A 25,222-nucleotide genomic window follows, 5' to 3' on the forward strand; every position below is an offset into this window, starting at 1 on the left:
GTCCACCTACACTGGAAGGGCTATGCAGTGTGACTACTTTGACGCCGGAACATGCCGCTCCTGTACCGAGATGGGTGTTCCGTACCTCGTTCAGGTGGCGCGGAAGGAAGAGCACCTGCGCCATCAGCTGAGCGCCTTCCCCGGCGTCGAGTGGCTCCCCTCCTTCTCCGCGGCGGAGTCCGGGTTCCGGAACAAGGCGAAGATGGTCGTGTCCGGGGACAGCGTCTCCCCCACCCTGGGAATTCTCGACGCCGACGGCCTGGGCGTCGATCTGCGCGCCTGCGGGCTGTGCTCCCCCGGCCTGACCGCCGCGTTCCCGGTCCTGGCGGACTTCATCAGTTCGGCGGGCCTGACCCCGTATGACGTCCCTCGTCGACAGGGCGAGCTGAAGTACATCATCCTCACGGAGTCACCGGACGGCGAGTTCATGCTCCGCTTCGTGCTGCGCAGCACACTGCAGCTCGCACGGCTGCGCGACACTCTGCCGCGGCTGCAGGCGGCACTTCCGACCGCCGTCGTGATCTCCGCCAACATCCATCCCGAGCACAAGGCGACGTTGGAGGGCGAGGAGGAGATCATCCTCACCGCCCAGGAATCCCTGCCCATGCGCCTCGACGCCCTGACGCTGCACCTGAGGACGCGGAGCTTCTTCCAGACCAACACCGCGGTGGCCCGGGAGCTCTACCGGCAGGGCACGGTCTGGGTCGATGAGGTCTCGCCGGCGTCCCTCTGGGATCTCTACTGTGGCGTGGGAGGGTTCGCCCTTCACGCGGCGCGGCCAGACCGGGAGGTCACCGGCATCGAGGTGAGCGCCGAGGCCGTGGCCAGCGCACGTCTGAGCGCAGAGGAGGCCGGACTGACCAGGACCGATTTCGTCACTGCTGACGCCACCACTTTCGTCCGGGACGCCGGGTCGGTACCGGACCTGGTCATCGTGAATCCGCCGCGCCGCGGCCTGGGCGCCGAACTCGCCGGGCTGCTCCAGAACTCCGGGGTCCGGCATGTCCTCTACTCCAGCTGCAATGCCGTGAGCCTGGCCAAAGACCTCGCGAGGATGCCCGGTCTCTCCCCCGTCAAGGTCAGGCTCATGGACATGTTCCCCCAGAGCCACCACTACGAAACCATGGTGCTGCTCGAGCGCCGTGACGCCTGATCAGTTCCCTACCCTGGAAGACAGCGATGAACTCCCCCACGAAAACCGTCCTGACCGCTGCGATCGTCCTGGACGTCGCACTGATCCTGCTCTTTGCAGGGATCGGGCGCGACGCCCATCATCGCGAGCAGGGCTTCCTGGGTGTCTTCGTCACGGCGTGGCCTTTCCTGGCCGGCGCGGCGGCCGGGTGGCTCGTGCCCCGCGTCTGGCGCTCACCGCTCCGCCTCTGGCCGGCCGGGGTCTCAGTCTGGCTGGGAGCACTGGCCGGAGGCATGCTCCTGCGTGCGCTCACCGGGCAGACGGTGGTTCTCGCCTTCATCATCGTGGCCACGCTTTTCCTGGCGCTGGTGCTTCTGGGGTGGCGCGCGGTCTGGCTGCTGGTGGCCCGGCTCCGGTCGAAGCGCGAGGCCCTGTAATAGAGTTCCCCTAGAGCAAGCACCGGAACGTGACACCAGGAAGGACCACCGTGATCACCGCATTCGTCCACATCAAGACGGACACCTCCTCCATCCCGGAATCCGCGCAGCAGATCGCGGCCATCGAGGGGATCTCCGAGGTCTACTCGGTCACCGGCGACTGGGACCTGATCGCCATCGCCAAGGTCAACAAGCACGAAGACCTGGCGGACGTCATCGCGGACCGGCTCTCCAAGGTTCCGGCGGTCGTCCACACGACGACGCACATCGCCTTCCGCTCCTACTCCAAGGAAGATCTCGACGAGGCCTTCTCCATGGGCTTCGACGGCTGACGTCGCCTGGGAGCAATCCTCAACAGACTCCCTTAACAGACAGAGCGAGGGCTCCCGGATCTCCGGGAGCCCTCGCTCTGTCTGCTTGTCCGTTAAAGAAGGAGGCCCGGACTCAGCGCCGCGTGGCCTCGACCCAGCGCTCCAGGACGTCGGCGGCCGCACCGGAGTCGATCGACTCCTCCGCGACACGCTGGGCCTTTTTCAGCCGTTCCTGCAGCGGCGCGTCGTGTCCGGCGTCGGCGGCGACCAGGCCGGCCGCCGCATTGAGCACGACAGCGTCGCGCACCGGCCCCTTCTCCCCCGCCAGGAAGCGGCGCACCAGATCGGCGTTGCTGTCGGCGTCGGCTCCCTTGAGTGCCTCGACGGGAACCAGCTCGATCCCGAAGTCCCGGGGATCCAGCCGGTGGACCTCGATCTCTCCGTCGCGCACCTCCCACACGGTCGAAAGCCCGGACGTCGTGATCTTGTCCCGGCCGTCGTCGCCCCGGAACACCAGCGCCCTGGTCCCGCGGCGGGCGAGCACGCCGGCCATCAGGGGCGCCATCCGCTCATTCGCCACGCCGAGCGCCTGGGCCGTCACACCGGCCGGGTTGGTCAGAGGTCCGAGGACGTTGAAGGCGGTCGGGATGCCGAGGTCGCGGCGCACGCCGCCGGCATGACGGAACGACGGGTGGAAAACTTGAGCGAAGCAGAGGGTGATCCCGACCTCGGCGGCGATCTCCGCGACCCGCTGAGCCGGAAGATCCAGCCGCACCCCGAGGGCTTCGATCACATCGGCGGAGCCGGCCTTGGTGGAGGCACCTCGGTTGCCGTGCTTCACCACGGTCCGGCCGGCGCCCACCACCACCAGGGAGGACATGGTGGAAATGTTCACCGTGTCCAGACCATCTCCACCGGTGCCGACGATGTCCAGCGTCTCGCCGGGGACGGAGATGCGTTCGGCGCGCGCCAGCATGGTGCCCGCCAGTCCGTCGATCTCCTCCACCGTCTCGCCCTTGGCCCGGAGGCCCACCAGGAATCCGGCCAGCTGAGCAGGATTCGCAGCGCCGTCCATGACTTCGGCCATGGCCCATGCGGTGGCCTCGGACGGCAGATCTTCGCCGCGGACCAGCGCGCCGATCAGGAGCGGCCAGGTCCAGGGAACTCGCGGGGTCTGAACGTCGTTACTCACGTACAGATCCTATCGACGCAACGCCGCCGGACCCGCAATGTGAACTGCAGCACCTCTCCTGGTGCGGAAAACCACGGTAGTTTTCGCAGCTCTGTAGAAAAAGTGGGCCGAAACGGCGCTTTGCGTTGGGCAGCGCGCCGTTTTGCAGACATAATGTCTATGTGACCACAGCGACTCATGCCCCCAGTACCCCGGCGCATCCCACGCTGAACAGGCCAAACATGGTTTCCGTTGGGACCGTGGTGTGGCTGTCCAGCGAGCTGATGTTCTTCGCCGGCCTTTTTGCCATGTACTTCACCCTGCGCTCCACCTCCGGTGAGCTCTGGGCCGAAGAGACTGCGAAGCTGAACTTCCCCTTCGCCCTGGTGAACACCATTGTTCTGGTGCTCTCCTCCTTCACCTGCCAGATGGGCGTCTTCGCCGCAGAGCGACTGCAGCCCCGCCGCACCGGCAGCGTCTTCCAGTTCACCCGCTGGGGGATGAACGAATGGTTCATCCTGACGTTCCTCATGGGTGCTTTCTTCGTGGCCGGCCAGGCCACCGAGTACGCCATGCTGACCAGCGAGCACGTGACCCTGAACGCGAATGCGTACGGTTCCGCCTTCTACATGACCACGGGCTTCCACGGCCTGCACGTCATCGGCGGTCTCATCGCCTTCCTGTTCATCCTGGGGCGTTCGTACGCGGCCAAGAAGTTCGGCCACTTCGAAGCCACTTCGGCGATCGTGACCTCTTACTACTGGCACTTCGTCGACGTCGTGTGGATCGGCCTCTTCCTGGTCATCTACGTCCTGAAGTGACCGGTGCCTTGAGCACGGAACACGGCAAAGAAAACAACGCACCTGCCTGGCTGGCAAGTGCACGATCGATCAAAGGAACCACCAAGTGAAGGCACTCTCCCTGAAGCGACGTCATCCGCTCGCGGCAATCGCCTTGCTGTTGTTGGGTCTGCTCTTCACTGGTGGCCTCTACGCGGCGGCTTCCACGGCCAACCAGGCCAAGGCCGAGACCCAGAGCTACAGCGCCGGCGATGCCGCTGAGGGCAAGAAGCTGTTCGTGGCTAACTGCTCCACCTGTCACGGCATGGGCGCCGCCGGCACCAAGGACGGTCCGTCCCTCGTCGGCGTCGGCGCTGCCGCCGTCGACTTCCAGGTCGGCACGGGCCGTATGCCCATGCAGATGAACGGACCGCAGGCACAGATCAAGCCGAAGCAGTTCAACGAGGAGCAGACCCGCCAGCTCGCCGCCTACGTGGCATCGCTGGCTCCGGGCCCGAGCGTTCCCGACGCGCACATCCTCGATGAGAAGGGTGACGCCGCCAAGGGTGGCGAGCTCTTCCGCGTGAACTGCGCCATGTGCCACAACGCCGCCGCCGCCGGTGGCGCGCTGACGCGGGGCAAGTTCGCCCCGACCCTGCACGGTGTGGAAAGCAAGCACATCTACGAGGCCATGGTCACCGGCCCGCAGAACATGCCCGTTTTCAGTGACGCGAACATCTCCCCCGAGGGCAAGCGCGACATCATCACCTTCCTGAAGACCATCGAGAACAACCCGTCCCCGGGTGGTGCCGACCTCGGCGCCCTGGGTCCGGTCTCCGAAGGCCTCTTCGTGTGGACTGCGGGTCTGGCCGTCATCATCGGCTTCACCATCTGGCTGACCTCGCGCAGCAGCTAACAGCGCGAGCGAACACTTTGCCGCTGTCACGACGGCGGCGCTGAAATTGAAGATCTTCGGCAACTGCCGAACTCAGAGAGGGAAAAAGGGGAACCATGGGCAACCATAGTGACGGCAGCTCGACAGGCTCGGGCACCGTAGCTACGGCTGGTCAGCACGATGAGGGGACATTCCAGGATCCTGGAATTCCTCCTCACCGTCCTCGACTCGCCGACAAAGACCCCAAGGCCGCCAAGCGGGCGGAGCGGCAGGTCGCCATCCTGTTCATCGTGTCCGTCATCGGCACCTTGGTCTTCCTGGTGGCGTACTTCGCCATCGATCTGACCAACAAGTCCACGACGCGTGACATCAGCCTGCAGAACATGCTGCTCGGCCTGGGTACCGCCTTCGCGATGCTTGGCATCGGCACGGGCATCGTGCACTGGGCGAAGACCCTGATGCCTGATCACGAAGTCTCCGAGGAACGCCATGAGCTGCGTTCCGAGGATGACCGTGTGGCCGCCGTGGCCATCGCGGACACGATCATCGAGGAATCCGGCATCAAGCGCCGCCCTCTGATCCGGAACACCCTGCTGGGTGCGGTCGCGCTGGCTCCCCTGCCCGCTCTGGCCGTCTTCGGAGACCTGGGACCGCGTCCGGACGACAAGCTCGCACACACCATGTGGGCCCCCACGGACGGCAAGCTGAAGCGCCTCACCCGTGACCCCGATGGCACCCCGATCAAGGCATCGGACGTCACCATCGGCTCGGCGTTCCACGTGATCCCCGAGGGTCTCAACGAGCTGGAGCACGGCAAGCTGAACGCGAAGGCCAAGGCCGTCGTCCTGCTGATGCGCCTCAACCCGGATGAGCTTCACCCCTCCCCCGGACGTGAGAACTGGGCTTACAACGGCATCGTCGCCTACTCCAAGATCTGCACCCACGTCGGCTGCCCTGTCGCTCTGTACGAGCAGCAGACGCACCACCTGCTGTGCCCGTGCCACCAGTCGACCTTCGACCTGACGCACGAGTGCGAGGTCATCTTCGGCCCGGCCAGCCGTCCGCTGCCGCAGCTGCCGATCTCAGTCGACGAAGAGGGCTACCTGGTGGCCACGAGCGATTTCCATGAACCTGTCGGACCGAGTTACTGGGAGCGTGACGAGCATGAGCGCCGCCTCAACAGCTGAGCAATCCACCTATCAGGCGGAGACCAAGTTCGGCCGCTTCACTGACTTCGTCGATCAGCGTGTCGGTGGATCCGGCATCCTGAAGGAGTTCGGCCGCAAGGTCTTCCCGGACCACTGGTCCTTCATGTTTGGCGAGGTGGCACTGTACTCCTTCGTCATCCTGCTGATGTCAGGCACGTTCCTGACGTTCTTCTTCGATCCGTCAATGGCGGAGACCCACTACCAGGGCAGCTACTCGCCGCTCTACAACGTCGAAATGTCGGTGGCGTACAACTCGTCGCTGAACATCTCGTTCGAGGTCCGTGGCGGTCTCTTCATGCGTCAGGTCCACCACTGGGCGGCACTGCTGTTCGTGGCCTCCGTGTCCGTGCACATGCTCCGCGTGTTCTTCACGGGTGCATTCCGCAAGCCGCGTGAGCTCAACTGGGTGGTGGGCGGTGTCCTGCTGATCCTGGCCATGGCCGCCGGCTTCACCGGTTACTCCCTCCCCGATGACCTGCTCTCCGGCAACGGTCTGCGCATCATCGACGGCGTCATCAAGTCGATTCCCGTGATCGGCACCTGGATCTCCTTCTTCCTCTTCGGTGGGGAGTTCCCGGGCACCGCGATCATCGGCCGCCTGTACGTGCTCCACATCCTGCTGGTCCCGGCTCTCATCCTCCTGATGGTCGCCATCCACCTGTTCATGGTCGTGGTCCACAAGCACACCCAGTACCCCGGCCCGGGACGCAACGACCGCAACGTCGTCGGCTACCCCCTCGGCCCGGTCTACGCGGCGAAGGCCGGTGGCTTCTTCTTCATCGTCTTCGGCGTGATCGCCCTGATGGCAGGCTTCTTCACGATCAACCCGATCTGGAACTACGGTCCTTACGACCCCTCCCCCGTGTCCGCAGGCACCCAGCCTGACTGGTACATCGGCTGGGTCGACGGCGCGCTGCGTCTGATGCCCGGTGTCATCGGTGCGATCGGCGGATACCGCCAGCACTTCGAGTTCATCATCTTCAACCACACGCTGAGCCTGAACGTGCTGCTGCCGGCCCTGGTGCCCGCAGGCATCGTCTTCACCGTGCTGTTCACGTACCCGTGGATCGAACGGTGGATCACCAAGGACAACCGCGAGCACCACGTGCTGGACCGCCCGCGCAACGCTCCGACCCGTACCGCCATCGGCGTCGCCGGCATCGTGTTCTACTGCGTGATGTGGGCCGCCGCCAGCTCCGACCTCATCGCCACCCACTTCAAGGTGTCGCTGAACGACGTGACCTACTGGCTCCGCGCCCTGTTCTTCATCGGCCCGATCATCGGGTTCATGGTGGCCAAGCGCGTGGCTCTCGCCCTGCAGCGCAAGGATCGTGAGATTGCCCTGCACGGCCGCGAGACCGGCCGTATCGTGCGCCTGCCGCACGGTGAGTTCATCGAGGTCCACGAGCCGCTCAACGAGTACAAGCGCTACCGTCTGGTCGCCTTCGAATCCCCGAAGGCACTCCCGGCACAGCCCAACGCACAGGGTGTGGTGGACCGCAAGGAACGCCGCCGCGCGAAGTTCTCCAAGTGGTTCTTCGAGGATCGCGTCGCTCCGGTCACTCCGGCGGAACTCGAGTCGGCTCACGGCCACGGCCACCATGCCGAGGTCGAGTCCGGCGAGGAGACCAAGAGCCTGAGCCACTGATTCAGCATCAGAGCTGACTCAGCGGCACTGAGCAGATCAGCGGCACTGAGCAGAAAGGGCTCCATCCAGGAAACTGGATGGGGCCCTTTCGCTGTCCCGGGGCTGTGGGGGCCGGCCTGTGTCCGGATGCGGAGTGGGAGACCAGGCCGGTCCCCCATCCGCCAGGCAGCGCGGCTCAGGGACGCGGCGGCGGGGCGGCCCGGTAGTTGCGGGGCGACTTCTTCCCCTGACGCTGCAGAGGGACCCGGAGCGAATAGCGATCGGCCCGGTAGTACGAGACCGAATAGTCCACCACGGTGTCCGCCACATAGGCGTGCCGCTGGATCTTCAGCAGCGGTGACCCGATGTCGACTTTGAGGAGCGTGGCCACGGAGGGACTCGCAGCCGTCGCCTCGACGATGTCCTCACCCCAGTCCATCACCAGGCCATAGTTCTGTTCGAGCTCGCCGTACAGGGACACCGGCGCCTTCCCCGCCGTGATCCCCGGCGCCCTGGAGGACACGATGAAGTTCTCATCGACGCTCATCGGTTCATTGTCGGCCAGCAGGAGCCGCCTGAAGCGCACCACGGCGGTGCCCTCGGGAACCTCAAGCTCCCGGGCCAGGTGTGCGTTGGAATGGATCTCCTCGAAGCTGAGCACACGGGACGTCGGCACCATGCCACGGCGCTGCATCTCCTCGCTGTACGAGGTCAGCTTGAGCTGAAGGTCCATCTTCGGACGGTGCACGAAGGTCCCGACCCCCACCATGCGGTCGACCACATTGTCGCGGGCCAACGAGTCGAGTGCCTGCCGCACGGTCATCCGTGCCAGACCGAAACGCTCACACAGGGTGCGCTCAGAGGGCAGCTCAGTGCCCGGCTGGCACTTGGTGTCGATGAAGACCAGCAGCAGCGATTTGAGCTGCTCATAGAGCGGCACAGGGCTCTCCCTGTCGATCTCTCCACTGATGGCTGACGCACTGGGGGGCATGCTGTTCTCCGCAACGAAACGTGGACCATGGGACAGCTACTATTCTTGTTCAGATAGCTGTACCGGTCTAATGAATCCCCGAGGAGTCCCTGTGCCCGTTGTCCGCGCCCGAATCGCTGCCGCCATCGGCTTGCACGCGCGCCCGGCCGCCCAGTTCGTCCGTGCCGTCGCCGAAACCTTGCTGCCGGTGACCATCACCCAGCAAGGGCAGGAACCGGTGGACGCCCGATCGCTCCTGGAGGTCATGACCGCGGACTTCACTCAGGGCACCGAGGTTCTGCTGGGGCTCGACGACGAACGGTACGGCACACCGGAGGCGCTGAGCACGCTGGAGAGCCTCCGCGATCTTCTCGAGTCCCAGGACTAGGCGACGGCGCCGCAAGGCGCCTGACGGGGCTCACACTCCCCCACAGACGAAAACGACGACGGCGGCGTGAGCCGAGTGATCAGTGAGCGTGATCGCCGCGGCTGTACTCGAACACCCAGCCGACCAGGGCCACGACCGCGAGGCCTGCTGCGATGAACAGGATCCACCAGCCGACCGCCAGGCCGAGGAAACCGCCGGCACAGGCCAGGCCGAGTACCAGGGGCCACCAGCTCCAGGGGCTGAAGTGACCCTGCTCGCCGGCGCCCTCATGGATTTCGGCATCCTCGCGGTCCTCGGGACGCATGCCGACACGCTTGCCGGTGAATCCGAGGTAGAAGCCGATCATGCCGGCCAGGCCACCCACGAGCAGGATGCCCAGGATGCCGACCCACTCGGTCCAGTTGGTCAGGACGCCGTAGACGATGGAGACCGGGACGAAGAAGAAGACGCCGGTTCCGAAGAGCCAGGACTCGATTTTCACTTGGCCACTCCCTTCGAGACTGCGGAGGTGTGCGCGGGGGCCAGCTCCGGGTGGTGCAGGTCAAGCGCGGGACGCTCGGACCGGATGCGCGGGATGGAAGTGAAGTTGTGACGCGGCGGCGGGCAGGACGTGGCCCACTCGAGCGAAGCGCCGAAGCCCCACGGGTCATCCACGGTGACCTTCTTGTCGCTGCGCCAGGTGATGTACACGTTCCAGAAGAACGGGATCAGCGAGGCGCCGAGAACGAAGGAGGAGATGGTGGAGAACTGGTTCATGAACGTGAAGTTGTCCTGCGGCATGTAATCCGCGTAACGACGCGGCATGCCGAGCACACCCAGCCAGTGCTGGATCAGGAAGGTGCCGTGGAAGCCCAGGAACAGGAGCCAGAAGTGGATCTTGCCGAGGCGCTCGTTGAGCATCTTGCCGGTCCACTTCGGCCACCAGAAGTAGAAGCCTGCGAACATCGCGAACACCACGGTTCCGAACACCACGTAGTGGAAGTGCGCCACCACGAAGTAGCTGTCGGAGAGGTGGAAGTCCAGCGGCGGGGAGGACAGGATGATGCCGGTCAGACCGCCGAAGAGGAAGGTCACCATGAAGCCGAGGCTCCAGAGCATAGGCGTCTCGAAGGTGATCGAACCGCCCCAGAGCGTTCCGATCCAGTTGAAGAACTTCACGCCGGTCGGAACCGCGATCAGCATCGTCATGAAGGAGAAGAACGGCAGCAGCACGGAACCGGTCACGTACATGTGGTGAGCCCACACGGTGACGGACAGGGCGGCGATGGAGATGGTCGCGTAGACCAGACCCTTGTACCCGAAGATCGGCTTGCGGCTGAACACCGGGAAGATCTCGGAGACGATGCCGAAGAACGGCAGGGCGATGATGTACACCTCAGGGTGTCCGAAGAACCAGAACAGGTGCTGCCAGAGGACAGCGCCACCGTTCTCAGGATCGAAGATGTGCGCACCGAAGCGACGGTCGGCGCCGAGGCCGAACAGAGCGGCGGCCAGCGGCGGGAAGGCCATCAGGACCAGGATCGCGGTGATCAGCGTGTTCCACGTGAAGATCGGCATGCGCCACATGGTCATGCCGGGGGCACGCATGCAGATGATCGTGGTGATGAAGTTGACCGCACCGAGGATGGTGCCGAAGCCGGAGAGACCCAGGCCGAAGACCCAGAGGTCACCGCCCACGCCCGGGGAGAACGTGGTGTTGGACAGCGGCGCGTAGGCGAACCAGCCGAAGGAGGCGGCGCCCTGCGGGGTGATGAAGCCGGAGACCGCGATGGTGGAGCCGAAGAGGAAGAACCAGAAGGCCAGCGCGTTCAGACGCGGGAAGGCCACATCGGGAGCACCGATCTGCAGCGGCATGATGACGTTGGCGAAGCCCGCGAACAGCGGGGTGGCGAACATCAGGAGCATGACGGTGCCGTGCATCGTGAACAGCTGGTTGTACTGCTCCTTGGTCTGCAGGATCTGCATACCGGGTTCAAACAGCTCCGCACGGATGAGCAGCGCCATGACGCCACCCAGGCAGAAGAAGATGAAGGAGGCGATCAGGTACATGTAGCCGATCGTCTTGTGGTCGGTCGACGTGATCCAGTTGACCACGATCCGGCCCTTGGATTTCGGCACGACGGGTGCCTCCAGGACCCCGGAGGGTTGAGTGTAGGTAGCCACGAGACGTCCCTTACTTCTTTTCGTTCAGATTGGGGTTGCGGTCGTACTTGGAGCCAAGCTCGCCCGTGTTGCCCTGCTTGCGGAGTTCATCCATGTGAGCCTGGAACTCGGTCTCGGAGACGACCTTCACGCGGAAGAGCATCTCGGAGTGGTACTCACCGCAGAGTTCGGCGCACTTACCGTCGTAAGTGCCTTCCTTGGTGGGGGTGAAGTTCAGGTAGTTCGTCTTGCCGGGGATCATGTCGCGCTTCTGCAGGAAGGCGGGAACCCAGAAGGAGTGGATGACGTCACGGGAGTTCAGCTCCAGCTCGACGCTCTTGTTCACCGGGAGGTACAGCGTGGGGAGCTTGTCCTTGTCCACTTCCTGGCCGGTGAGGTGCGCCTGGACGCCACCTTCGTAGACCGGCTGCTGGACGACATTGCCCTGCTTGTAGTTGAAGTCCCAGGCCCACTGCTTGCCACGGACGTCAACCACCACATCGGCCGGCTTGGACCGGTCATCGATGGCCTGCTGATCACGGTCGGTGAAGTAGAAGAACACCAGGACCATGAAGAGCGGGATGGTCAAGTAGAAGACCTCGAGCGGCAGGTTGTAGCTCAGCTGCTTGGGGAATCCGGTGGTGCCCTTGCGGCGCCGATAGGCGATGATGCACCAGATGATCAAACCCCAGGTGACAAACCCAACGGCGATGGCGGCGATCCACGAGTTCACCCAGAGGTCAATGATCCGGCCAGTGTGATTGGTGACGTCCTTCTCCGACGGCAACCACCCCCTGGCGACCTCCGATGAACATCCGGTCAATGCCAACGCACCGGCCACGGCGACGCCGGTGATCGCCGTGATCTTACCGCGTCGGCTGCCGGTTCGGTTCTGCGAACTCACAGACGGCCCTTCCTCTTTGTTTCAGCATGTGGCGCCGTTTTTTGGCACCACCGCGTGGAGTTTTACTACCCGATGTAGAGCTTACCGCGATGGGCCGCGTTTTGCTCACACAACAGCCGTGTGCCTCGCACATTCTTGATGAGGTGCGAACCACGACCTCCACGCCGTCGAAGTCCCGGACGGCGTCGCCGTCGAGCAGACGCTCGTCGAAGTAGAGCTGGTAGATCAGGCCGGAGCAGCCACCGGGCTGAACGGCGACGCGCAGACGCAGATCCGTGCGGCCCTCCTGCTCCAGGAGGCTGCGGACCTTGCCAGCGGCTACGTCGCTGAGCTGGACCTCGTGGGTGGGAAGCTCGTCATCCGTGGTGACAGCGACATTCTCGCTGGTGCTGGTGCTCATGGATCTCTCCTCTTTCACTTTTCCCAAGGCCTGTCATGACCCCAGGACACTGCTGGCTCTCCTACTATGCTACGGCGGATCACGGCGCAGCCTTAATAGGAGTCAACGCGGGAACGGCCCGCGTTCTTCCCGGCCGGTGCCGCACCGGCTTCCGATTCAGCCGTTCAGATCCGCCAGGAGCAGCGCCTCGGCCAGGATGGCCTTGCGGAACTCCTCGAGATGCAGCGACTCGTTGGCGCTGTGTGCGCGTGAATCGGGGTCCTCCACGCCGGTGACCAGGATCTGGGCCTGGGGGTAGACCTCCACGAGTTCCGCGATGAACGGGATCGAGCCGCCGATGCCGGTTCCGACGGAACCGGTCCCCCATGCTTCGGCGAGAGCGGCCATCATGGCGGACGCCGCCGGCGACTGCATGTCCACGGCGAACGGGTTGCCCATCTCCCCCGGTGTGAATGTGACCTGCGCGCCGAACGGCGCGTGAGCCTTCACATGCTCCTCCACCGCCTTCATCGCGGACACCGGGTCCTGACCGGGAGCGATGCGCAGGCTGAACTTCGCCCGTGCCATCGGGAGCAGCGTGTTGCTCGCCACGTCGATGCTCGGAGCGTCGATCCCGATGATCGAAAGCGCCGGCTTGGTCCAGATACGGGAGGTCAGGCTGCCCTCCCCCGCGAGCTGGACGCCCGGCAGGACGGAGGCGTCGGCCCGGAAGTCCTCCTCCGGCATGTCGACGTCGGAATCATCGCTCGAGACCAGACCCTCGATCGCGACGTTTCCGCGCTCGTCATGGAAAGTGCTGATGAGGCGCGCCAGAAGCGTCGGCGCGTCGAGCACGGGACCGCCGAACATTCCCGAGTGCACCGCGTGATCCAGGACGCGGACCTCGACCACGCCGTCGACGAGGCCCCGGAGGCTGGTGGTCAGGGCCGGGATGCCGACCTTCCAGTTGCTGGAGTCGGCCACGATGATGACGTCGGCTTCGAGCTCGGCCTGATGCTCCTCCAGGAAAGTGCGGAACGTCGGCGAGCCGGCCTCCTCCTCACCTTCGATGAACAGCGTCACACCGAGACCGAGTTCGTCACCGAGCACCTTGGCGACGGCGGCGCTGGCCGACAGGTGCACCATGATGCCTGCTTTGTCATCCGCCGCGCCGCGGCCGTACAGGCGTCCGTCGCGCTCGACGGCCACGAACGGCTCGGACTCCCAGAGCGCCGGCTCCCCCGGCGGCTGGACGTCGTGGTGTGCGTACAGCAGGACGGTCGGCTTGCCCTCCGCGGCGGAGCGGCGGGCGACGACGGCGGGCCCGCCGGGAGTGCCATCGGCTTTGAGGGCGCGGTGCACGGCGACATCGGGGAATCCGGCGGCCGAGGCGAGGGCCGCGACGGCCTCGGCGCTGCGGTCCAGCTGGGCGGCGTCGAAGCTCGCCCAGGCGATCCCGGGAATGGCGACGAGGTCCTTGAGGGTCGCCACGGTGGAGGCGAAGGATTCGTCGATGGCGGCGCGCAGGGCCGCGCTGTGGCGACCGGCTGCGGGCAGGCTGTTTTCCTCGTGAGAAGTCATGCTGAAAGACTACCGAAGCGGCGTGCCAGCCGAGCCACCGGCACCGAGTATCCTTGTGGGGTGTTTGGACGTAAGAAGGATGAGCCCCTGCCCGCCGAGCCGGAGACCGGTTCCGAAGCTCCTGTGATCGGCAAGGGAGCCCCGACCCCGAAGCGGAAGGACCAGGTCGCCGCACGGAAGCGGCCCCTGGTTCCTGAGGACCGCAAAGCCTCGAAGCAGGCCGAGCGGCTCGCCGTGGCCGAGCAGCGCGCCAAGGTGCGCAGTGCGATGGACACCGGTGACGAGCGTTTCCTGCCGGTGCGTGACAAGGGACCGCAGAAGCGCTTCGCCCGCGACTTCGTGGACTCCCGCTTCAGTGCGGGTGAGTTCCTGATGTTCGGTGCCCTGATCTTCGTGGTGGCGTCCCTGGTGATCCCGCAGCGCAGCGACTCGCAGTTCATCGTCCTGGGCGCGTTCTGGGTCATGTTCCTGGTGGTCTTCGTCGACACCTTCCTGCTGAGCCGTCGACTGAAGAAGGCCCTGACGGCCAAGTTCGGCTCCGTGGAACGCGGCACCATCTGGTACGGCTCCATGCGGGCTCTGCAGTTCCGCAAGCTACGCCTGCCGAAGCCGCAGGTCAGCCGCGGCCAGCGTCCCAGCTGACCCCGCGACGGCCGGACAGCCGTCTCCTTCCATCGAAAGGGCCCCGGCCGTGATGTTCACGGCCGGGGCCCTTTTTCGACATCCGAACCCTTTCGGCGATCCGGGTCCGGCGGCGGAGCCTGAGCCTGGACTCAGCGGCGGAGCTTGGCGAGGCCCTTGTTGATGTGGCCGGCCCAGAACGGACCCTCGTAGAGGAAAGCGGTGTAGCCCTGGACCAGGTCGGCTCCCGCGTCGAGGCGTTCCTGGACGTCGGCAGCGGTCTCGACGCCGCCCACCGAGATGATCACCATGTCGGCAGGGACCTGACCCCGCAGTCGGCGCAGGACATCCAGGGACCGGGCCTTGAGCGGCGCCCCGGACAGCCCGCCGGCGCCGCAGGCCTCCACCTTCTCGGCCGGCGCGCTCAGGCCTTCCCGGCCGATGGTCGTGTTGGTGGCGATGATGCCGTCCAGTCCGAGGTCGATCGCCAGGCGAGCGACGTCGTCCAGGTCCTCGTCGCTGAGGTCCGGAGCGATCTTGACCAGCAGGGGCACGTGGCGGCCCGCACTGCGATCCGCTTCCGCCGACACGGCCTCCAGAAGGGGGCGAAGCGATTCCACGTTCTGCAGAAGCCGGAGACCCGGCGTGTTGGGAGAGCTGACATTCACCACGAGGTAGTCGGCGTGGGGGGCCAGCGCGCGGGTGCTGACCAGATAGTCCTCCACGGCATGCTCGAGCTCGACCAGCTTGGTCTTGCCGATGTTCACACCGATCACAGGCCGTACGCCCGGGTGACGGCGGCTCAGTGCCGCACGAGCGGCGGCGATGCGCGGCGCGACGTGCTCGGCGCCGTCGTTGTTGAATCCCATCCGGTTGATGACCGCGCGGTCCTCCACGAGGCGGAACAGACGCGGCTTCTCATTGCCCGGCTGCGCTGCACCGGTGATCGTCCCCGCTTCGATGTGACCGAATCCCATGGCGGCCAGCGCCTCGATCGCGAGTCCCTCCTTGTCGAAGCCGGCTGCCAGCCCGAACGGCGAGGGGAAGTCGATCCCCAGAACCCTGGTCCGGAGCGACGGATCGGGGCGGTTGAGTCGGTGGAGAAGCCCCGCGGCTCCGGCCTTGTTGAAGAACCGGATGGCCTGGTAACCGATCCGATGAGCCTTCTCGGGATCCATCCAGGAGAAGGCGACACGGAATACGGTGGGATAGATGCGCATGACCCTATTTTTTCCGTTCCGACCTGTCCGCACAAATGAGCCCACGTCACGGGCCCGGGCATAGGATGAAAACACGGGTCGGAACGGCTCTGAGGAGGAGACATGGAGTGGCAGCCGGACATCCTGGGGCCGTCGTTCGAGTCTCTGGAACTGCGCACCCTGAGGGACGGCGCGCAGCAGACCGCCACCCTCATCCGCCACCTGGGCAAGACCGGCGGCTCTTCACCGGAGCGCCGAGGAACGGTGCTGTTCCTCCATGGCTGGAGTGACTACTTCTTCAACCGCGAACTGGCGGAGTTCTTCGCCGCTCAAGGTTTCGCGTTTTACGCACTGGACCTCCACAACCATGGCCGGAGCCTGCGCCCGGACCTTCCCGGGGGCTACGTCGCCGATCTGGCGCACTACGATCTGGACATCAGAGCAGCGTTGGAGATCTGCGGGCAGGACCGTGCGCCCGGCCATCCCTTGCTTCTCATGGGGCATTCCGCCGGCGGTCTGGTGGCCAGCCTGTGGGCCGCCGGCCATCCAGGCCAGGTGGACGGCCTGATCCTCAACAGCCCCTGGCTGGAGATGCATGGCAGCCCTGTGGTCCGTCACGCCGCGCGATCGCTCCTGGCCCCGCTGTCCCTGGTGCGCCCGAAGACCGTGCTGCGGCTCCCGGAACGGGGGTTCTACTGGCGGAGTATCAGCTCCGAGGCGGAAGGCGAATGGGAACTGGACGACCGCTACCGCCCTCCCCTCGCGTTCCCGGTCAGGGCGGGCTGGCTGAGTGCCATCCTGAGCGGCCAGAGCAAGGTGGCCAGGGGGCTGCGGCTCTCCGTGCCGATCGTGGTCCTGCTGTCCGCCTCCAGCTCCAACGGCCCTCTGTGGCGGGAGGACATGCGGCGGAGCGACGCCGTCCTGGACGTCAACACGATGGCTGTTCGCGCCCTGGAACTCGGCACCTCGGTCACCCTCGAGCGGGTCGACGGCGCGCTGCACGACGTCTTCCTCTCCCCCGCCCCGGTGCGCGAGGAGGCCTACGATCGACTGAGACGCTGGCTGAGGACCTTCTGACAGCGACGACCGACCCGGTGAAAGGACTTCCCCGATGACGCGCTCCACGCCGCCTCTCCGCACGTGGCAGCAGGACGTGCTGTTCAACGACTTCGAACAGTGCCTGCTGCCCCTGAATCCGGACGACGAGGGCGCCGTCTCCGCGACGCTCGTCCGGCGGAAGGCCAAGCGCGAACTGTCCACCGCGGCGCGTGAACACTACTGGCCGTCCTGGCTGGCGGCCGTCCGGCAGCGCCGCGAGCTCCGCCATGACCATGAGGACCACAACGTGGTGCTCTATCTGCACGGCTGGGCCGACTACTTCCTCCAGACGGAACTCGCCGACTACTTCGAGGACCACGGCGCGAGCTTCTATGCACTGGATCTGCGCAAGTTCGGCCGCAGCCTGCACGAGTATCAGACCGCCGGCTTCACGGATGATCTGGACGTCTACGACGAGGACATCGAGGCGGCCCTCACGGTCATCCGCGAGGAGGCGGCCTTACGAGGTGTGCCGGAGGACCGCCTGCGGGTGCATCTCATGGGCCATTCGCTGGGTGGACTCATCGCCGCGCTCTGGGCCGACCGGAATCCGGGACGCCTGGCCAGCGTGATCCTGAACTCCCCCTGGCTCGAATTGCAGGGCAGTTCCCTGGTCCGGAGCATCGCCGCCCAATTGGTGGAGCCCTTCGCAAGGGCGGACCCCAAGCACGCCTTCCCGCTCCCTGAGATGCCCGCGTACTGGAAGAGCGTCAGCGACAAGGCCTACGGCGAATGGCACATCGTCTCCGCCTGGCGGCCCCGGGAGTCGTTCCCCATCCGAGCCGGGTGGATCCGAGCCGTCATGAACGGCCACTCGCGCGTGCAGCACGGCCTGCACATCGACGCGCCGGTGCTCATCATGCTGAGTGAGCGGAGCAAGATCCAGACCGGATACACCGACGAACTGCAGACCCTGGACGCCGTGATCGATGTGCAGGAGACCGCCAAGCGGGCGCTGGGGATCAGCCGCCGGGTGGCCGTCTTCCGCTATCAAGGCGCCATCCACGACATCTTCATGTCCTCCCGGCAGGTCCGCGAGCAGGCCTACAAGGAGTCCATGGACTGGCTCGTTCAGACCGCCGCCGAGTCGACCGCCGCGCCGTAGCGCCGGTCGCGACGGGCGTACGTCTCCACCGCTCGGTACAAGGTGGTGCGGTCCACGTCCGGCCACAGCTCGTCCAGGAAGACGAACTCCGCGTAGGCGGACTGCCAGGGCAGGAAGTTCGAGAGACGCTGCTCGCCCGACGAACGCATGAACAGGTCCACGTCCGGCAGATCGGGCTGGTAAAGGTGCCGCTGAATGGTCTTCTCGGTGATCTTGCCGGGCTTCAGGCGTCCGGCCGCCACCTCTTCCGCGATCCGGTTGAAGCCGTCCACCAGTTCCGCCCGGCCGCCGTAGTTGATGCACATGGTCAGCACACAGCGGGTGTTGGCACGGGTGAGCTTCTCCGCCTCCTCGAGTTCCCGGATCACGGAACCCCAGAGCCGCGGACGACGTCCGGACCAGCGCACCTGGACACCCCAGCGGTTCAGCTGGTCCCGCTGGCGGCGTAGTACGTCCTTGTTAAATCCCATCAGGAAGCGGACCTCCTCGGGGGAACGCTTCCAGTTCTCCGTCGAGAACGCGTACACGGTGACGTACTTGACGCCCAGCTCGATAGCCCCCGCGACGACGTCGAGCAGCGCAGGCTCGCCCGCCTTGTGCCCTTCGATCCGCGGCAGGCCCCGGAGATTCGCCCAGCGGCCGTTCCCGTCCATGACGATCGCCACATGCTCGGGGACCAGCTCCGCCGGGATGCGAGGCGGCGTCGCCCCACTCGGGTGGGGGTACGGGAATTCGTAGCCCTGCTGGGCGGAATCAGAGAAGGACACGTGTGTTAATTCCTCAGTTCAGGATGACCGGTCGACATGCTGCAAGGACTTCACCCTGCGTTCCAGGTGCCATTGTAGATAGACGGACACGAGACCGGCCGCCTCGGCGCGGGAGCGCTCCGTCGATTCCCCCGCCGTGTCCCAGTCCCCGCTCAGCAGTGCCGCGAGCAAGGTGATGGTCTCCGGCGCCGGGGCGGGTGATCCCGGAGGACGGCAGTCCGCGCAGACCATGCCGCCCAGGGACGCGTTGAATGCCGTGTGCGGACCCGGCGCGTCACACCGTGCGCATGAGGTGAAGCTCGGGGCCCAGCCGCCGGTGGACAGTGCCCGGAGCAGATAGGAATCGAGGATCAGGCCGGGGGCATGGGCGCCGCGGCTCAGCGCGGCCAGGGCGCCTACCAGGAGGAGGTACTGCGCCGTGCCGGAATCGCCGTCGACGTCGGTCAGCTTCTCCGCCGTCTCCACCATCGCGGCGGCCACGGTGTAGCGCGAGTAGTCGGACGCGATCGCATGTCCATACGAGCCTTTGCTCTGTGCCTGGGTGACCACTTCCAGGCTGCGGCCCGGAACCAATTGCAGATCGGCCACCATGAACGGCTCCAGCCGTGAACCGAAGCGGCTGCTGGTCCGCCGGACCCCGCGGGCCACGGCGCGGATCTGGCCGTGGTGCTTGGTGAGCAGGGTCAGGATCCGGTCCGCCTCACCGAGCTTATGGGTGCGCAGCACGACGGCGTCGTCGCGGTACGCACGTGAAGTGAAGCTCGCCTCTGCCACGGTTCCATTCTCCCACTTCCGGGCGCCGAAAAGCCCCCGGCGGCGCTCCGGGAGCCGGAGCGCCGCCGGGGCCGGCGGTGTTTCAGTCCCACGCCCGTGAAGCCGGGCGGCGAGGACGTTCTCAGATGGAGCGGTCCCGGATGGCCCGGTTGACGGCGGAGATGACGGCCTTCAGGGACGAGGTGCTCGTGTTGGAGTCGATACCGGTGCCCCACAGGACGCGCTCCCCCACCGCACACTCGACGTAGGCGGCTGCGAGGGCGTTGCCGCCCTCACTCAGGGCGTGCTCGCTGTAATCGAGCACCCGGACGTCGACGCCGTCCTTGCTCAGGATGTCCAGCAGAGCGGCGATGGGGCCATTGCCGTGGCCCGTGCGCTCCACCTGCTGACCGTCGACGCGCATCGCGGCGTGAAGGGTCACCGCGCCGTCCTCGTCGGACTCGGTGCGCGTGGCGCCGAGGGCATAGCGCCCCCACTGCCCGGCAGCGTCCTTGGAGGGCAGGTACTCGTCCTGGAAGGCCTTCCAGAGTTCATCGGCGCTGACTTCGCCACCGACGGTGTCCGTGCGGCGCTGGATGACGCCGGAGAACTCGATCTGAGCACGGCGGGGCAGGTCCAGGTGATGCTCGGACTTCAGCAGGTAGGCCACGCCGCCCTTGCCGGACTGCGAGTTGACGCGGATGACCGCTTCGTAGCTCCGGCCCACATCCTTGGGATCGATCGGCAGGTACGGGACCTGCCAGGTGAACTCGTCCACCTCGACACCCGCTGCTTCGGCGTCCTGTTCCAGCGCTTCCAGGCCCTTCTTGATGGCGTCCTGGTGCGAACCGGAGAATGCCGTGAAGACCAGATCGCCGCCATAGGGCGACCGCTCAGGGACCGGCAGCTGGTTGCAGTACTCCACGGTCCGGCGGATCTCGTCGATGTCCGAGAAGTCGATCATCGGATCCACGCCCTGGACGAACATGTTCAGGCCCAGCGTCACCAGGTCCACGTTGCCGGTGCGTTCGCCGTTGCCGAAGAGGCAGCCCTCGATACGGTCGGCGCCGGCCAGGTAGCCCAGTTCGGCGGCCGCGACGCCGGTGCCCCGGTCGTTGTGCGGGTGCAGCGAGAGGATGATGCCCTCACGCGGGTGCAGATTGCGGTGCATCCACTCGATCGAATCGGCGTAGACGTTCGGGGTGGCCATCTCCACCGTGGCCGGCAGGTTGATGATGACCTGGCGGTCCGCGGACGCCTCGAAGATGTCGGCGACCGCGTTGCAGACCCGCACCGCGTATTCGAGTTCGGTTCCGGTGAAGGACTCGGGCGAGTACTCGTACGTGACGTTGGTGTCCGTCAGCGTCTCCTCGTACTTCTTGCACAGCCTGGCGCCCTGCAGGGCGATGTCCAGAATGCCGTCCTCGTCCTGCTTGAAGACGACGCGCCGCTGCAGCGTGGAGGTGGAGTTGTACAGGTGGACGATCACGTTCTTCGCGCCGGTGATCGCCTCATAGGTGCGCTCGATCAGGTGTTCCCGAGCCTGCGTGAGCACCTGGATGGTCACGTCGTCCGGGATGTGGTTGCCTTCGATCAGCTGCCGGACGAAGTCGAAGTCGGTCTGGGATGCGGACGGGAAGCCGACCTCGATCTCCTTGTAGCCCATACGGACCAGCAGATCGAACATCTTCATCTTGCGGGCCGGGCTCATCGGGTCGATGAGGGCCTGATTCCCATCGCGCAGATCGACCGCGCACCAGCGGGGCGCCGTGGTGATCCGCTTGTCCGGCCAGGTCCGGTCCGGCAGATCGACGGTGATCTGCTCGTGGAACGGGGTGTAACGGTGAACGGGCATGCCCGAGGGCTGCTGTGCATTTCGCATGTGAATTCCGGTGCCTTTTCCTCGTGAGGGCTGTCAAAATGGCCGGGCGCAACAGACTCCGCGACGAGGGAGCCCAGCTTCACATCGGTAAAGAATCAGGCCTCGCCACGGCAGCTAAGAAGAAGCAACCCTGCATGCACGTTGTCAGGTTAGCACGTGCTTAGGATGAGGGTGTCCCGCATCACCACGATGTCCACCATGTGGCCCGACCAGGGCCATTGCGCGTAGGAGAGATACCCCCTTGAACCCCTCCGGTATTGAACTCGGCCATGTCGACCCCGGGACGAGAGCCCAGGACGATTTCTACCGCCACGTCAACGGCGCCTGGCTGTCCTCGACCACCATCCGCGATGACCGGTCCCTCGAAGGGACCTTCACCGCGCTCCGCGACGCATCGGAGGAAGCGGTCCGGACACTGATCGAGGACGCCGCGGCCCGCGGCCAGGACGACGGCGGCATCGCGGCTCAGATCGGCGGTCTCTACGCGAGCTTCATGGACGAAGAACGGGTCGAGTCCCTCGGCCTGGACCCGGTCCGTGACCGGCTTGCGTCCCTCGCAGCACTCGACGGCCCGGAAGCGATCATCCGGAGGGTCGGCGAGCTCTTCCGGTCGGACGTGCCCGGCCTCTTCTACCTCTACCCCTCCCCCGATGCCGGGGATCCCACCCGGGTGCTCCTGTATCTCGGGCAGTCAGGCCTCGGCCTTCCCGACGAGAGCTACTACCGCGAGGAGCAGTTCGCGGACACCGTCGCCAAGTACCAGGAGCATCTCGGCCGGATCCTGACCCTGGCCGAATGGGAGGACCCCGAGGGCGCCGCAGCCCGCATCGTCGCGCTCGAACGACGGATCGCGGCAGCGCACTGGGACAAGGTCACCCTGCGCGACCCGCAGAAGACCTACAACCTCCGCAGCGCCTCCGATTTCGCCGAGGTCTTCCCTCTGGCCGGAGCCTGGTTCGAAGCCGCCGGCATCGATCCTGCCGTCTGGTCCGAAGTGGTCCTCAGCACCCCCGAGTTCTTCCCGGCGCTGCTGGAGCTGCTCGCCTCCGAACCCGCGCAGAGCTGGAGGGACTGGCTCGCGGCACGGATCATCGGCTCCGCCGCTCCGTATCTCTCCTCCCCGTTCGTCCAGGAGAACTTCGCCTTCTACGGCACCGTGCTCAGCGGCACCCCGGAACTCAAGGAGCGCTGGAAGCGCGGCGTCGCCGTCGTCGAGGATGCACTCGGCGAGGCGATCGGCGAGCTGTACGTGCGCAAGCACTTCCCCGAGAGCCACAAGGCCCGCATGGAGGAGCTCGTGGGCAACCTCGTGGAGGCATACCGCAGCAGCATCACCGGCCTCGACTGGATGGGTGAGGCGACCAAGGAGCGCGCCCTGGCGAAGCTGGACTCCTTCCGGACCAAGATCGGCTACCCCGCCAAGTGGACCGACTACTCCTCCGTGGTCATCGACCCCGCGGACCTGCTCGGCAACGTGGAACGCGCTCACAGCGCCGACGTGGACCGCCACCTGGACGAGGTCGGCAAACCGGTCGACCACGAGAAGTGGCTCATGACGCCGCAGACCGTCAACGCCTACTACCACCCCGTCCTGAACGAGATCGTGTTCCCGGCCGCCATCCTTCAGCCCCCGTTCTTCCAGGCCGACGCCGATGACGCGGTGAACTACGGCGCGATCGGCGCCGTCATCGGGCACGAGATCGGGCACGGCTTCGATGACAAGGGATCACAGTACGACGGCGACGGGACGCTGCGGAACTGGTGGACCGACGCCGACCGTGAGGCCTTCGAGGGCCGGACCCGCCGCCTGGTGGACCAGTTCAACGCACTCGAGCCGTCGGAGGCGCCCGGCCACCACGTCAACGGTGAGCTGACCCTGGGTGAGAACATCGGCGACCTGGGCGGGCTCGGCATCGCTTACAAGGCCTATCTGGCCAGCCTCGACGGCGCCGCGGCTCCCGAGCTGGACGGACTCAGCGGAGCACAGCGTTTCTTCTTCGCCTGGGCCACGAGCTGGCGTCAGGTGATCCGCAGCGAAGAGGCGATCCGCCGGGTCACGGTCGATCCTCACTCCCCCAACGAGTTCCGCGCCAACGCGACCGTGCGGAACCTCGATGCCTTCCACGAGGCATTCGACGTCCAGGAGGGCGACGGCATGTGGCTGCCCGAGGAGGAACGCGTTCGCATCTGGTGACAGCCCGGGAAACGGCGAGGGCCGTGAAGAGGAATCCTCTTCACGGCCCTCGCCGTTTCCCGCAGCGGCTGCCGGACGGTCAGCCGCTGAAGGCCGTCGCGCAGGTCTGGTCCGCGGCGGTCTGACCGACGATGTCCTTGGGCAGCTGCACGGTCTGGTAGGCGGTGCCCGAGGTGAAGTCGGTGCCCACCGCGACCTGGACGCCCAGGATGTCCGCACTGGCCTTGAGCTGGGCCTGCGGGATGCCCAGCGCGGTGGCGACCTTCACCGCGGCACCGCGGTAGGCCGAGGAGTAATAGACCACGGTCTTCGCACTGGTGTCCGCCGGGACCGCCGCCTGCACCAGGAAGCCCTTGGCCAGCAGGAACGTGTTGAGCTCTTCGCTGCGGCCCTCGATGCCGGTCGCATTCGCCACGGTCACGGGTGCGGTCGACTGGTCGACGGCGGGAACCGTCGGCTTCTTCGTCGCGGTGGCGGAAGGCGTCGACGACGCGGTCGCGCTCGGCTTGGGCTTCGGCTTCGGCGCGTTGGGGTTGGTCAGGTCGATGCCCTCCCGCATGGCCTTGAACAGCTGGCCCGCATCGGGTTCCTTGGGCTGCACCCACGCCGTCGGGTTGATCACGGAAGGCTCCCACGGCACGGTGACGAAGGCCACCTTGGCGAGGTCCACCTTCTGCAGACGCTGTGCGATGGTGATGAGCGTCTGGGGGTTCGCCAGACCCTCATCCACCGTCAGGTTCTTGGTGACCGTGTCGGCGATGCCCAGGAGCTTCGGGAGGTTCGTCAGCGTGCCGTCGCTGCGCACCTTCCGGGCCAGCGACGCGAGGAACTGCTGCTGCGACTTGATGCGGGTGATGTCACTGCCATCCCCCACCCCGTGACGGTTGCGCAGGAAGGCCAGGGCCTGATCGCCCTGGACCAGGGACTTACCGGCAGGGAGCTTCAGGCGGGAATCCGGGTCGTCGATCGGGGCGTTGACGCAGACCTCCACGCCGCCCACTTCGTTGGACAGCTCCTTGACGGCGTTGAAGTCGGCCATCATGAAGTGGTCGATCTCGAGCCCGGTGAGCTTGTTGATGGTGTCCACGGTGCATCCCGGGCCCGCCTCAGACATCGCGCTGTTGATCTGCGCGTCCGGGCGGGGAGCTTTGACCTGCTTGGTCTTGGGATCGGTGCACTGCGGGATCGACACCACCAGGTCACGGGGGAAGGACACCATGCTGACGCGCTGGTTGTCCGCCGAGATGTCCAGGAGCATCATGACGTCGGAGTTCCCGTAGCCGGACGACTGGTCCGAGGTGCCGTACGCCTTGTTCTTGCCGTCGCGGGTGTCGGTGCCCATGATCAGGATCTGCAAGCGGTCCGTGGCGTCGTTGAGGGAGCCCTTGTCCCGGCCCGACGCCGTCAGGGGCGCCGTGTTGAGATTGCCCTGCAGACGGAAGTACCAGTACCCGGCGAATCCGAGCACCGCGATGAGAGCCACACTCACGACCCACGCGGTGATCTTCACCCAGAGAGGGGCGCCGGACGGGCGGGTCAGATGGCGCGCCTCGTGCACCTTGGCGTCAGCGGCGTGGGCACGCGCTTTGCGGCGCATGGGATCCGCCCGGCGTGCGGCATGGGGTGGCTTGGTCACTCAAAGGGCCTTTCGAAACAAACAGAACCGTCTCATCGTAGAG

The 25,222-nt window shown here is 65.9% G+C and carries 23 protein-coding genes and 1 pseudogene; 12 read left to right on the top strand and 12 right to left on the bottom strand.

Translation table 11 applies throughout. The features are described 5' to 3' along the window. Positions 1–22: 22 nt before the first annotated feature. Genes rlmC through AB4Y75_RS07120 form a run of 3 tightly spaced genes read left to right on the top strand, consistent with a single transcriptional unit; the run spans position 23 to position 1,901 of the window. Positions 23–1,153: a 23S rRNA (uracil(747)-C(5))-methyltransferase RlmC gene (gene rlmC, locus AB4Y75_RS07110; protein WP_441435140.1), complete on the top strand. Its 1,131-nt coding sequence runs from the start codon at positions 23–25 to the stop codon at positions 1,151–1,153. Positions 1,154–1,179: 26 nt separating this feature from the next. Beyond that, positions 1,180–1,569 carry a DUF3054 domain-containing protein gene (locus tag AB4Y75_RS07115; protein ID WP_441435141.1) on the top strand — a complete coding sequence of 130 codons (390 nt, stop codon included), beginning with the start codon at positions 1,180–1,182 and terminating at the stop codon, positions 1,567–1,569. 50 nt (positions 1,570–1,619) lie between these two features. Continuing rightward, positions 1,620–1,901 carry an Lrp/AsnC family transcriptional regulator gene (locus AB4Y75_RS07120; RefSeq protein ID WP_441435142.1) on the top strand — a complete coding sequence of 94 codons (282 nt, stop codon included), beginning with the start codon at positions 1,620–1,622 and terminating at the stop codon, positions 1,899–1,901. Between the two features lie 112 nt (positions 1,902–2,013). Here the strand turns inward: AB4Y75_RS07120 and trpD are convergent, their stop codons facing one another. Beyond that, positions 2,014–3,072, bottom strand: a complete 1,059-nt coding sequence (gene trpD / locus AB4Y75_RS07125) for an anthranilate phosphoribosyltransferase (RefSeq protein ID WP_441435143.1) — start codon at positions 3,070–3,072, stop codon at positions 2,014–2,016. Between the two features lie 161 nt (positions 3,073–3,233). Between trpD and ctaE the strand changes: the two genes are divergently transcribed. From ctaE to qcrB, 4 genes are all read left to right on the top strand, one after another. Next, positions 3,234–3,872, top strand: coding sequence for an aa3-type cytochrome oxidase subunit III (gene ctaE, locus AB4Y75_RS07130; RefSeq protein WP_441435144.1), 639 nt, complete (start codon positions 3,234–3,236; stop codon positions 3,870–3,872). An 85-nt stretch (positions 3,873–3,957) separates the two neighbouring features. Further along, on the top strand, positions 3,958–4,746 hold the full coding sequence (gene qcrC, locus AB4Y75_RS07135) for a cytochrome bc1 complex diheme cytochrome c subunit (RefSeq protein WP_441435145.1): 789 nt from the start codon (positions 3,958–3,960) through the stop codon (positions 4,744–4,746). A 95-nt stretch (positions 4,747–4,841) separates the two neighbouring features. Beyond that, the gene (gene qcrA / locus AB4Y75_RS07140; RefSeq protein WP_441435146.1) at positions 4,842–5,912 is read left to right on the top strand and encodes a cytochrome bc1 complex Rieske iron-sulfur subunit; all 1,071 of its coding nucleotides are present in this window, start codon (positions 4,842–4,844) and stop codon (positions 5,910–5,912) included. Next, positions 5,890–7,581, top strand: a complete 1,692-nt coding sequence (gene qcrB, locus AB4Y75_RS07145; RefSeq protein ID WP_441435147.1) for a cytochrome bc1 complex cytochrome b subunit — start codon at positions 5,890–5,892, stop codon at positions 7,579–7,581. Before qcrA ends, qcrB begins: the two co-directional genes overlap by 23 nt. Before the next feature lie 175 nt (positions 7,582–7,756). Here the strand turns inward: qcrB and AB4Y75_RS07150 are convergent, their stop codons facing one another. Then, on the bottom strand, positions 7,757–8,551 hold the full coding sequence (locus tag AB4Y75_RS07150; protein ID WP_441435148.1) for a GntR family transcriptional regulator: 795 nt from the start codon (positions 8,549–8,551) through the stop codon (positions 7,757–7,759). Between the two features lie 91 nt (positions 8,552–8,642). Between AB4Y75_RS07150 and AB4Y75_RS07155 the strand changes: the two genes are divergently transcribed. Further along, on the top strand, positions 8,643–8,918 hold the full coding sequence (locus AB4Y75_RS07155; protein WP_441435149.1) for an HPr family phosphocarrier protein: 276 nt from the start codon (positions 8,643–8,645) through the stop codon (positions 8,916–8,918). 79 nt (positions 8,919–8,997) lie between these two features. Here AB4Y75_RS07155 and AB4Y75_RS07160 read toward each other — a convergent pair whose 3' ends face one another. The 5 genes and pseudogenes from AB4Y75_RS07160 to AB4Y75_RS07180 form a co-directional block, all read right to left on the bottom strand. After that, positions 8,998–9,399, bottom strand: a complete 402-nt coding sequence (locus AB4Y75_RS07160; RefSeq protein ID WP_441435150.1) for a cytochrome c oxidase subunit 4 — start codon at positions 9,397–9,399, stop codon at positions 8,998–9,000. Continuing rightward, complete coding sequence (gene ctaD, locus AB4Y75_RS07165; protein WP_441435151.1) at positions 9,396–11,081, bottom strand: aa3-type cytochrome oxidase subunit I; 1,686 nt, start codon at positions 11,079–11,081, stop codon at positions 9,396–9,398. The genes AB4Y75_RS07160 and ctaD overlap by 4 nt, the downstream gene beginning before the upstream one ends. A 10-nt stretch (positions 11,082–11,091) precedes the next feature. Next, positions 11,092–11,964, bottom strand: coding sequence for an aa3-type cytochrome oxidase subunit II (ctaC, locus tag AB4Y75_RS07170; protein WP_441435152.1), 873 nt, complete (start codon positions 11,962–11,964; stop codon positions 11,092–11,094). Between the two features lie 142 nt (positions 11,965–12,106). Beyond that, positions 12,107–12,364: pseudogene (locus AB4Y75_RS07175) on the bottom strand (HesB/IscA family protein); the annotation flags it as partial. A 156-nt stretch (positions 12,365–12,520) separates the two neighbouring features. After that, positions 12,521–13,924, bottom strand: coding sequence for a dipeptidase (locus AB4Y75_RS07180; RefSeq protein WP_441435153.1), 1,404 nt, complete (start codon positions 13,922–13,924; stop codon positions 12,521–12,523). 60 nt (positions 13,925–13,984) lie between these two features. On the opposite strand from AB4Y75_RS07180, the gene AB4Y75_RS07185 reads away from it, so the two are divergent. Then, positions 13,985–14,566 (top strand): DUF3043 domain-containing protein, encoded by a 582-nt coding sequence (locus tag AB4Y75_RS07185; RefSeq protein WP_441435154.1) that lies wholly within the window; start codon positions 13,985–13,987, stop codon positions 14,564–14,566. Positions 14,567–14,697: 131 nt separating this feature from the next. On the opposite strand, the gene AB4Y75_RS07190 is transcribed toward AB4Y75_RS07185, so the two are convergent. Next, entirely contained in the window at positions 14,698–15,765 is a 1,068-nt protein-coding gene (locus AB4Y75_RS07190) for a quinone-dependent dihydroorotate dehydrogenase (protein ID WP_441435155.1), read from the bottom strand. Between the two features lie 102 nt (positions 15,766–15,867). Between AB4Y75_RS07190 and AB4Y75_RS07195 the strand changes: the two genes are divergently transcribed. Both AB4Y75_RS07195 and AB4Y75_RS07200 read left to right on the top strand, forming a co-directional pair. Continuing rightward, the gene (locus AB4Y75_RS07195) at positions 15,868–16,821 is read left to right on the top strand and encodes an alpha/beta hydrolase (RefSeq protein ID WP_441435156.1); all 954 of its coding nucleotides are present in this window, start codon (positions 15,868–15,870) and stop codon (positions 16,819–16,821) included. 34 nt (positions 16,822–16,855) lie between these two features. Beyond that, positions 16,856–17,947 (top strand): alpha/beta hydrolase, encoded by a 1,092-nt coding sequence (locus AB4Y75_RS07200; protein WP_441435157.1) that lies wholly within the window; start codon positions 16,856–16,858, stop codon positions 17,945–17,947. On the opposite strand, the gene AB4Y75_RS07205 is transcribed toward AB4Y75_RS07200, so the two are convergent. The 3 genes from AB4Y75_RS07205 to leuA all read right to left on the bottom strand — a co-directional run bounded on the left by AB4Y75_RS07205 (position 17,914) and on the right by leuA (position 21,349). Continuing rightward, positions 17,914–18,714: an isoprenyl transferase gene (locus AB4Y75_RS07205; RefSeq protein ID WP_441435158.1), complete on the bottom strand. Its 801-nt coding sequence runs from the start codon at positions 18,712–18,714 to the stop codon at positions 17,914–17,916. The genes AB4Y75_RS07200 and AB4Y75_RS07205 overlap by 34 nt on opposite strands. An 18-nt stretch (positions 18,715–18,732) precedes the next feature. Continuing rightward, positions 18,733–19,488: a DNA repair protein RecO gene (gene recO / locus AB4Y75_RS07210; protein ID WP_441435159.1), complete on the bottom strand. Its 756-nt coding sequence runs from the start codon at positions 19,486–19,488 to the stop codon at positions 18,733–18,735. Positions 19,489–19,609: 121 nt separating this feature from the next. Beyond that, positions 19,610–21,349, bottom strand: coding sequence for a 2-isopropylmalate synthase (leuA, locus tag AB4Y75_RS07215; RefSeq protein WP_441435160.1), 1,740 nt, complete (start codon positions 21,347–21,349; stop codon positions 19,610–19,612). Between the two features lie 241 nt (positions 21,350–21,590). Between leuA and AB4Y75_RS07220 the strand changes: the two genes are divergently transcribed. Continuing rightward, complete coding sequence (locus tag AB4Y75_RS07220) at positions 21,591–23,543, top strand: M13 family metallopeptidase (protein WP_441435161.1); 1,953 nt, start codon at positions 21,591–21,593, stop codon at positions 23,541–23,543. A gap of 79 nt (positions 23,544–23,622) precedes the next feature. Here AB4Y75_RS07220 and AB4Y75_RS07225 read toward each other — a convergent pair whose 3' ends face one another. Beyond that, entirely contained in the window at positions 23,623–25,179 is a 1,557-nt protein-coding gene (locus tag AB4Y75_RS07225) for an LCP family protein (protein ID WP_441435162.1), read from the bottom strand. Positions 25,180–25,222 lie beyond the last annotated feature (43 nt).

The organism is Arthrobacter sp. RAF14 (assembly GCF_052114185.1).
Classification (GTDB): Bacteria; Actinomycetota; Actinomycetes; order Actinomycetales; family Micrococcaceae; genus Arthrobacter_E.

Coding starts and splice junctions, on each gene's coding strand:
- rlmC (WP_441435140.1), top strand. CDS start 23: ATGCAGTGTGACTACTTTGACGCCGGAACATGCCGCTCCTGTACCGAG.
- AB4Y75_RS07115 (WP_441435141.1), top strand. CDS start 1,180: ATGAACTCCCCCACGAAAACCGTCCTGACCGCTGCGATCGTCCTGGAC.
- qcrA (WP_441435146.1), top strand. CDS start 4,842: ATGGGCAACCATAGTGACGGCAGCTCGACAGGCTCGGGCACCGTAGCT.
- qcrB (WP_441435147.1), top strand. CDS start 5,890: ATGAGCGCCGCCTCAACAGCTGAGCAATCCACCTATCAGGCGGAGACC.
- AB4Y75_RS07150 (WP_441435148.1), bottom strand. CDS start 8,551: ATGCCCCCCAGTGCGTCAGCCATCAGTGGAGAGATCGACAGGGAGAGC.
- AB4Y75_RS07180 (WP_441435153.1), bottom strand. CDS start 13,924: ATGACTTCTCACGAGGAAAACAGCCTGCCCGCAGCCGGTCGCCACAGC.
- AB4Y75_RS07190 (WP_441435155.1), bottom strand. CDS start 15,765: ATGCGCATCTATCCCACCGTATTCCGTGTCGCCTTCTCCTGGATGGAT.
- AB4Y75_RS07195 (WP_441435156.1), top strand. CDS start 15,868: ATGGAGTGGCAGCCGGACATCCTGGGGCCGTCGTTCGAGTCTCTGGAA.
- AB4Y75_RS07200 (WP_441435157.1), top strand. CDS start 16,856: ATGACGCGCTCCACGCCGCCTCTCCGCACGTGGCAGCAGGACGTGCTG.
- leuA (WP_441435160.1), bottom strand. CDS start 21,349: ATGCGAAATGCACAGCAGCCCTCGGGCATGCCCGTTCACCGTTACACC.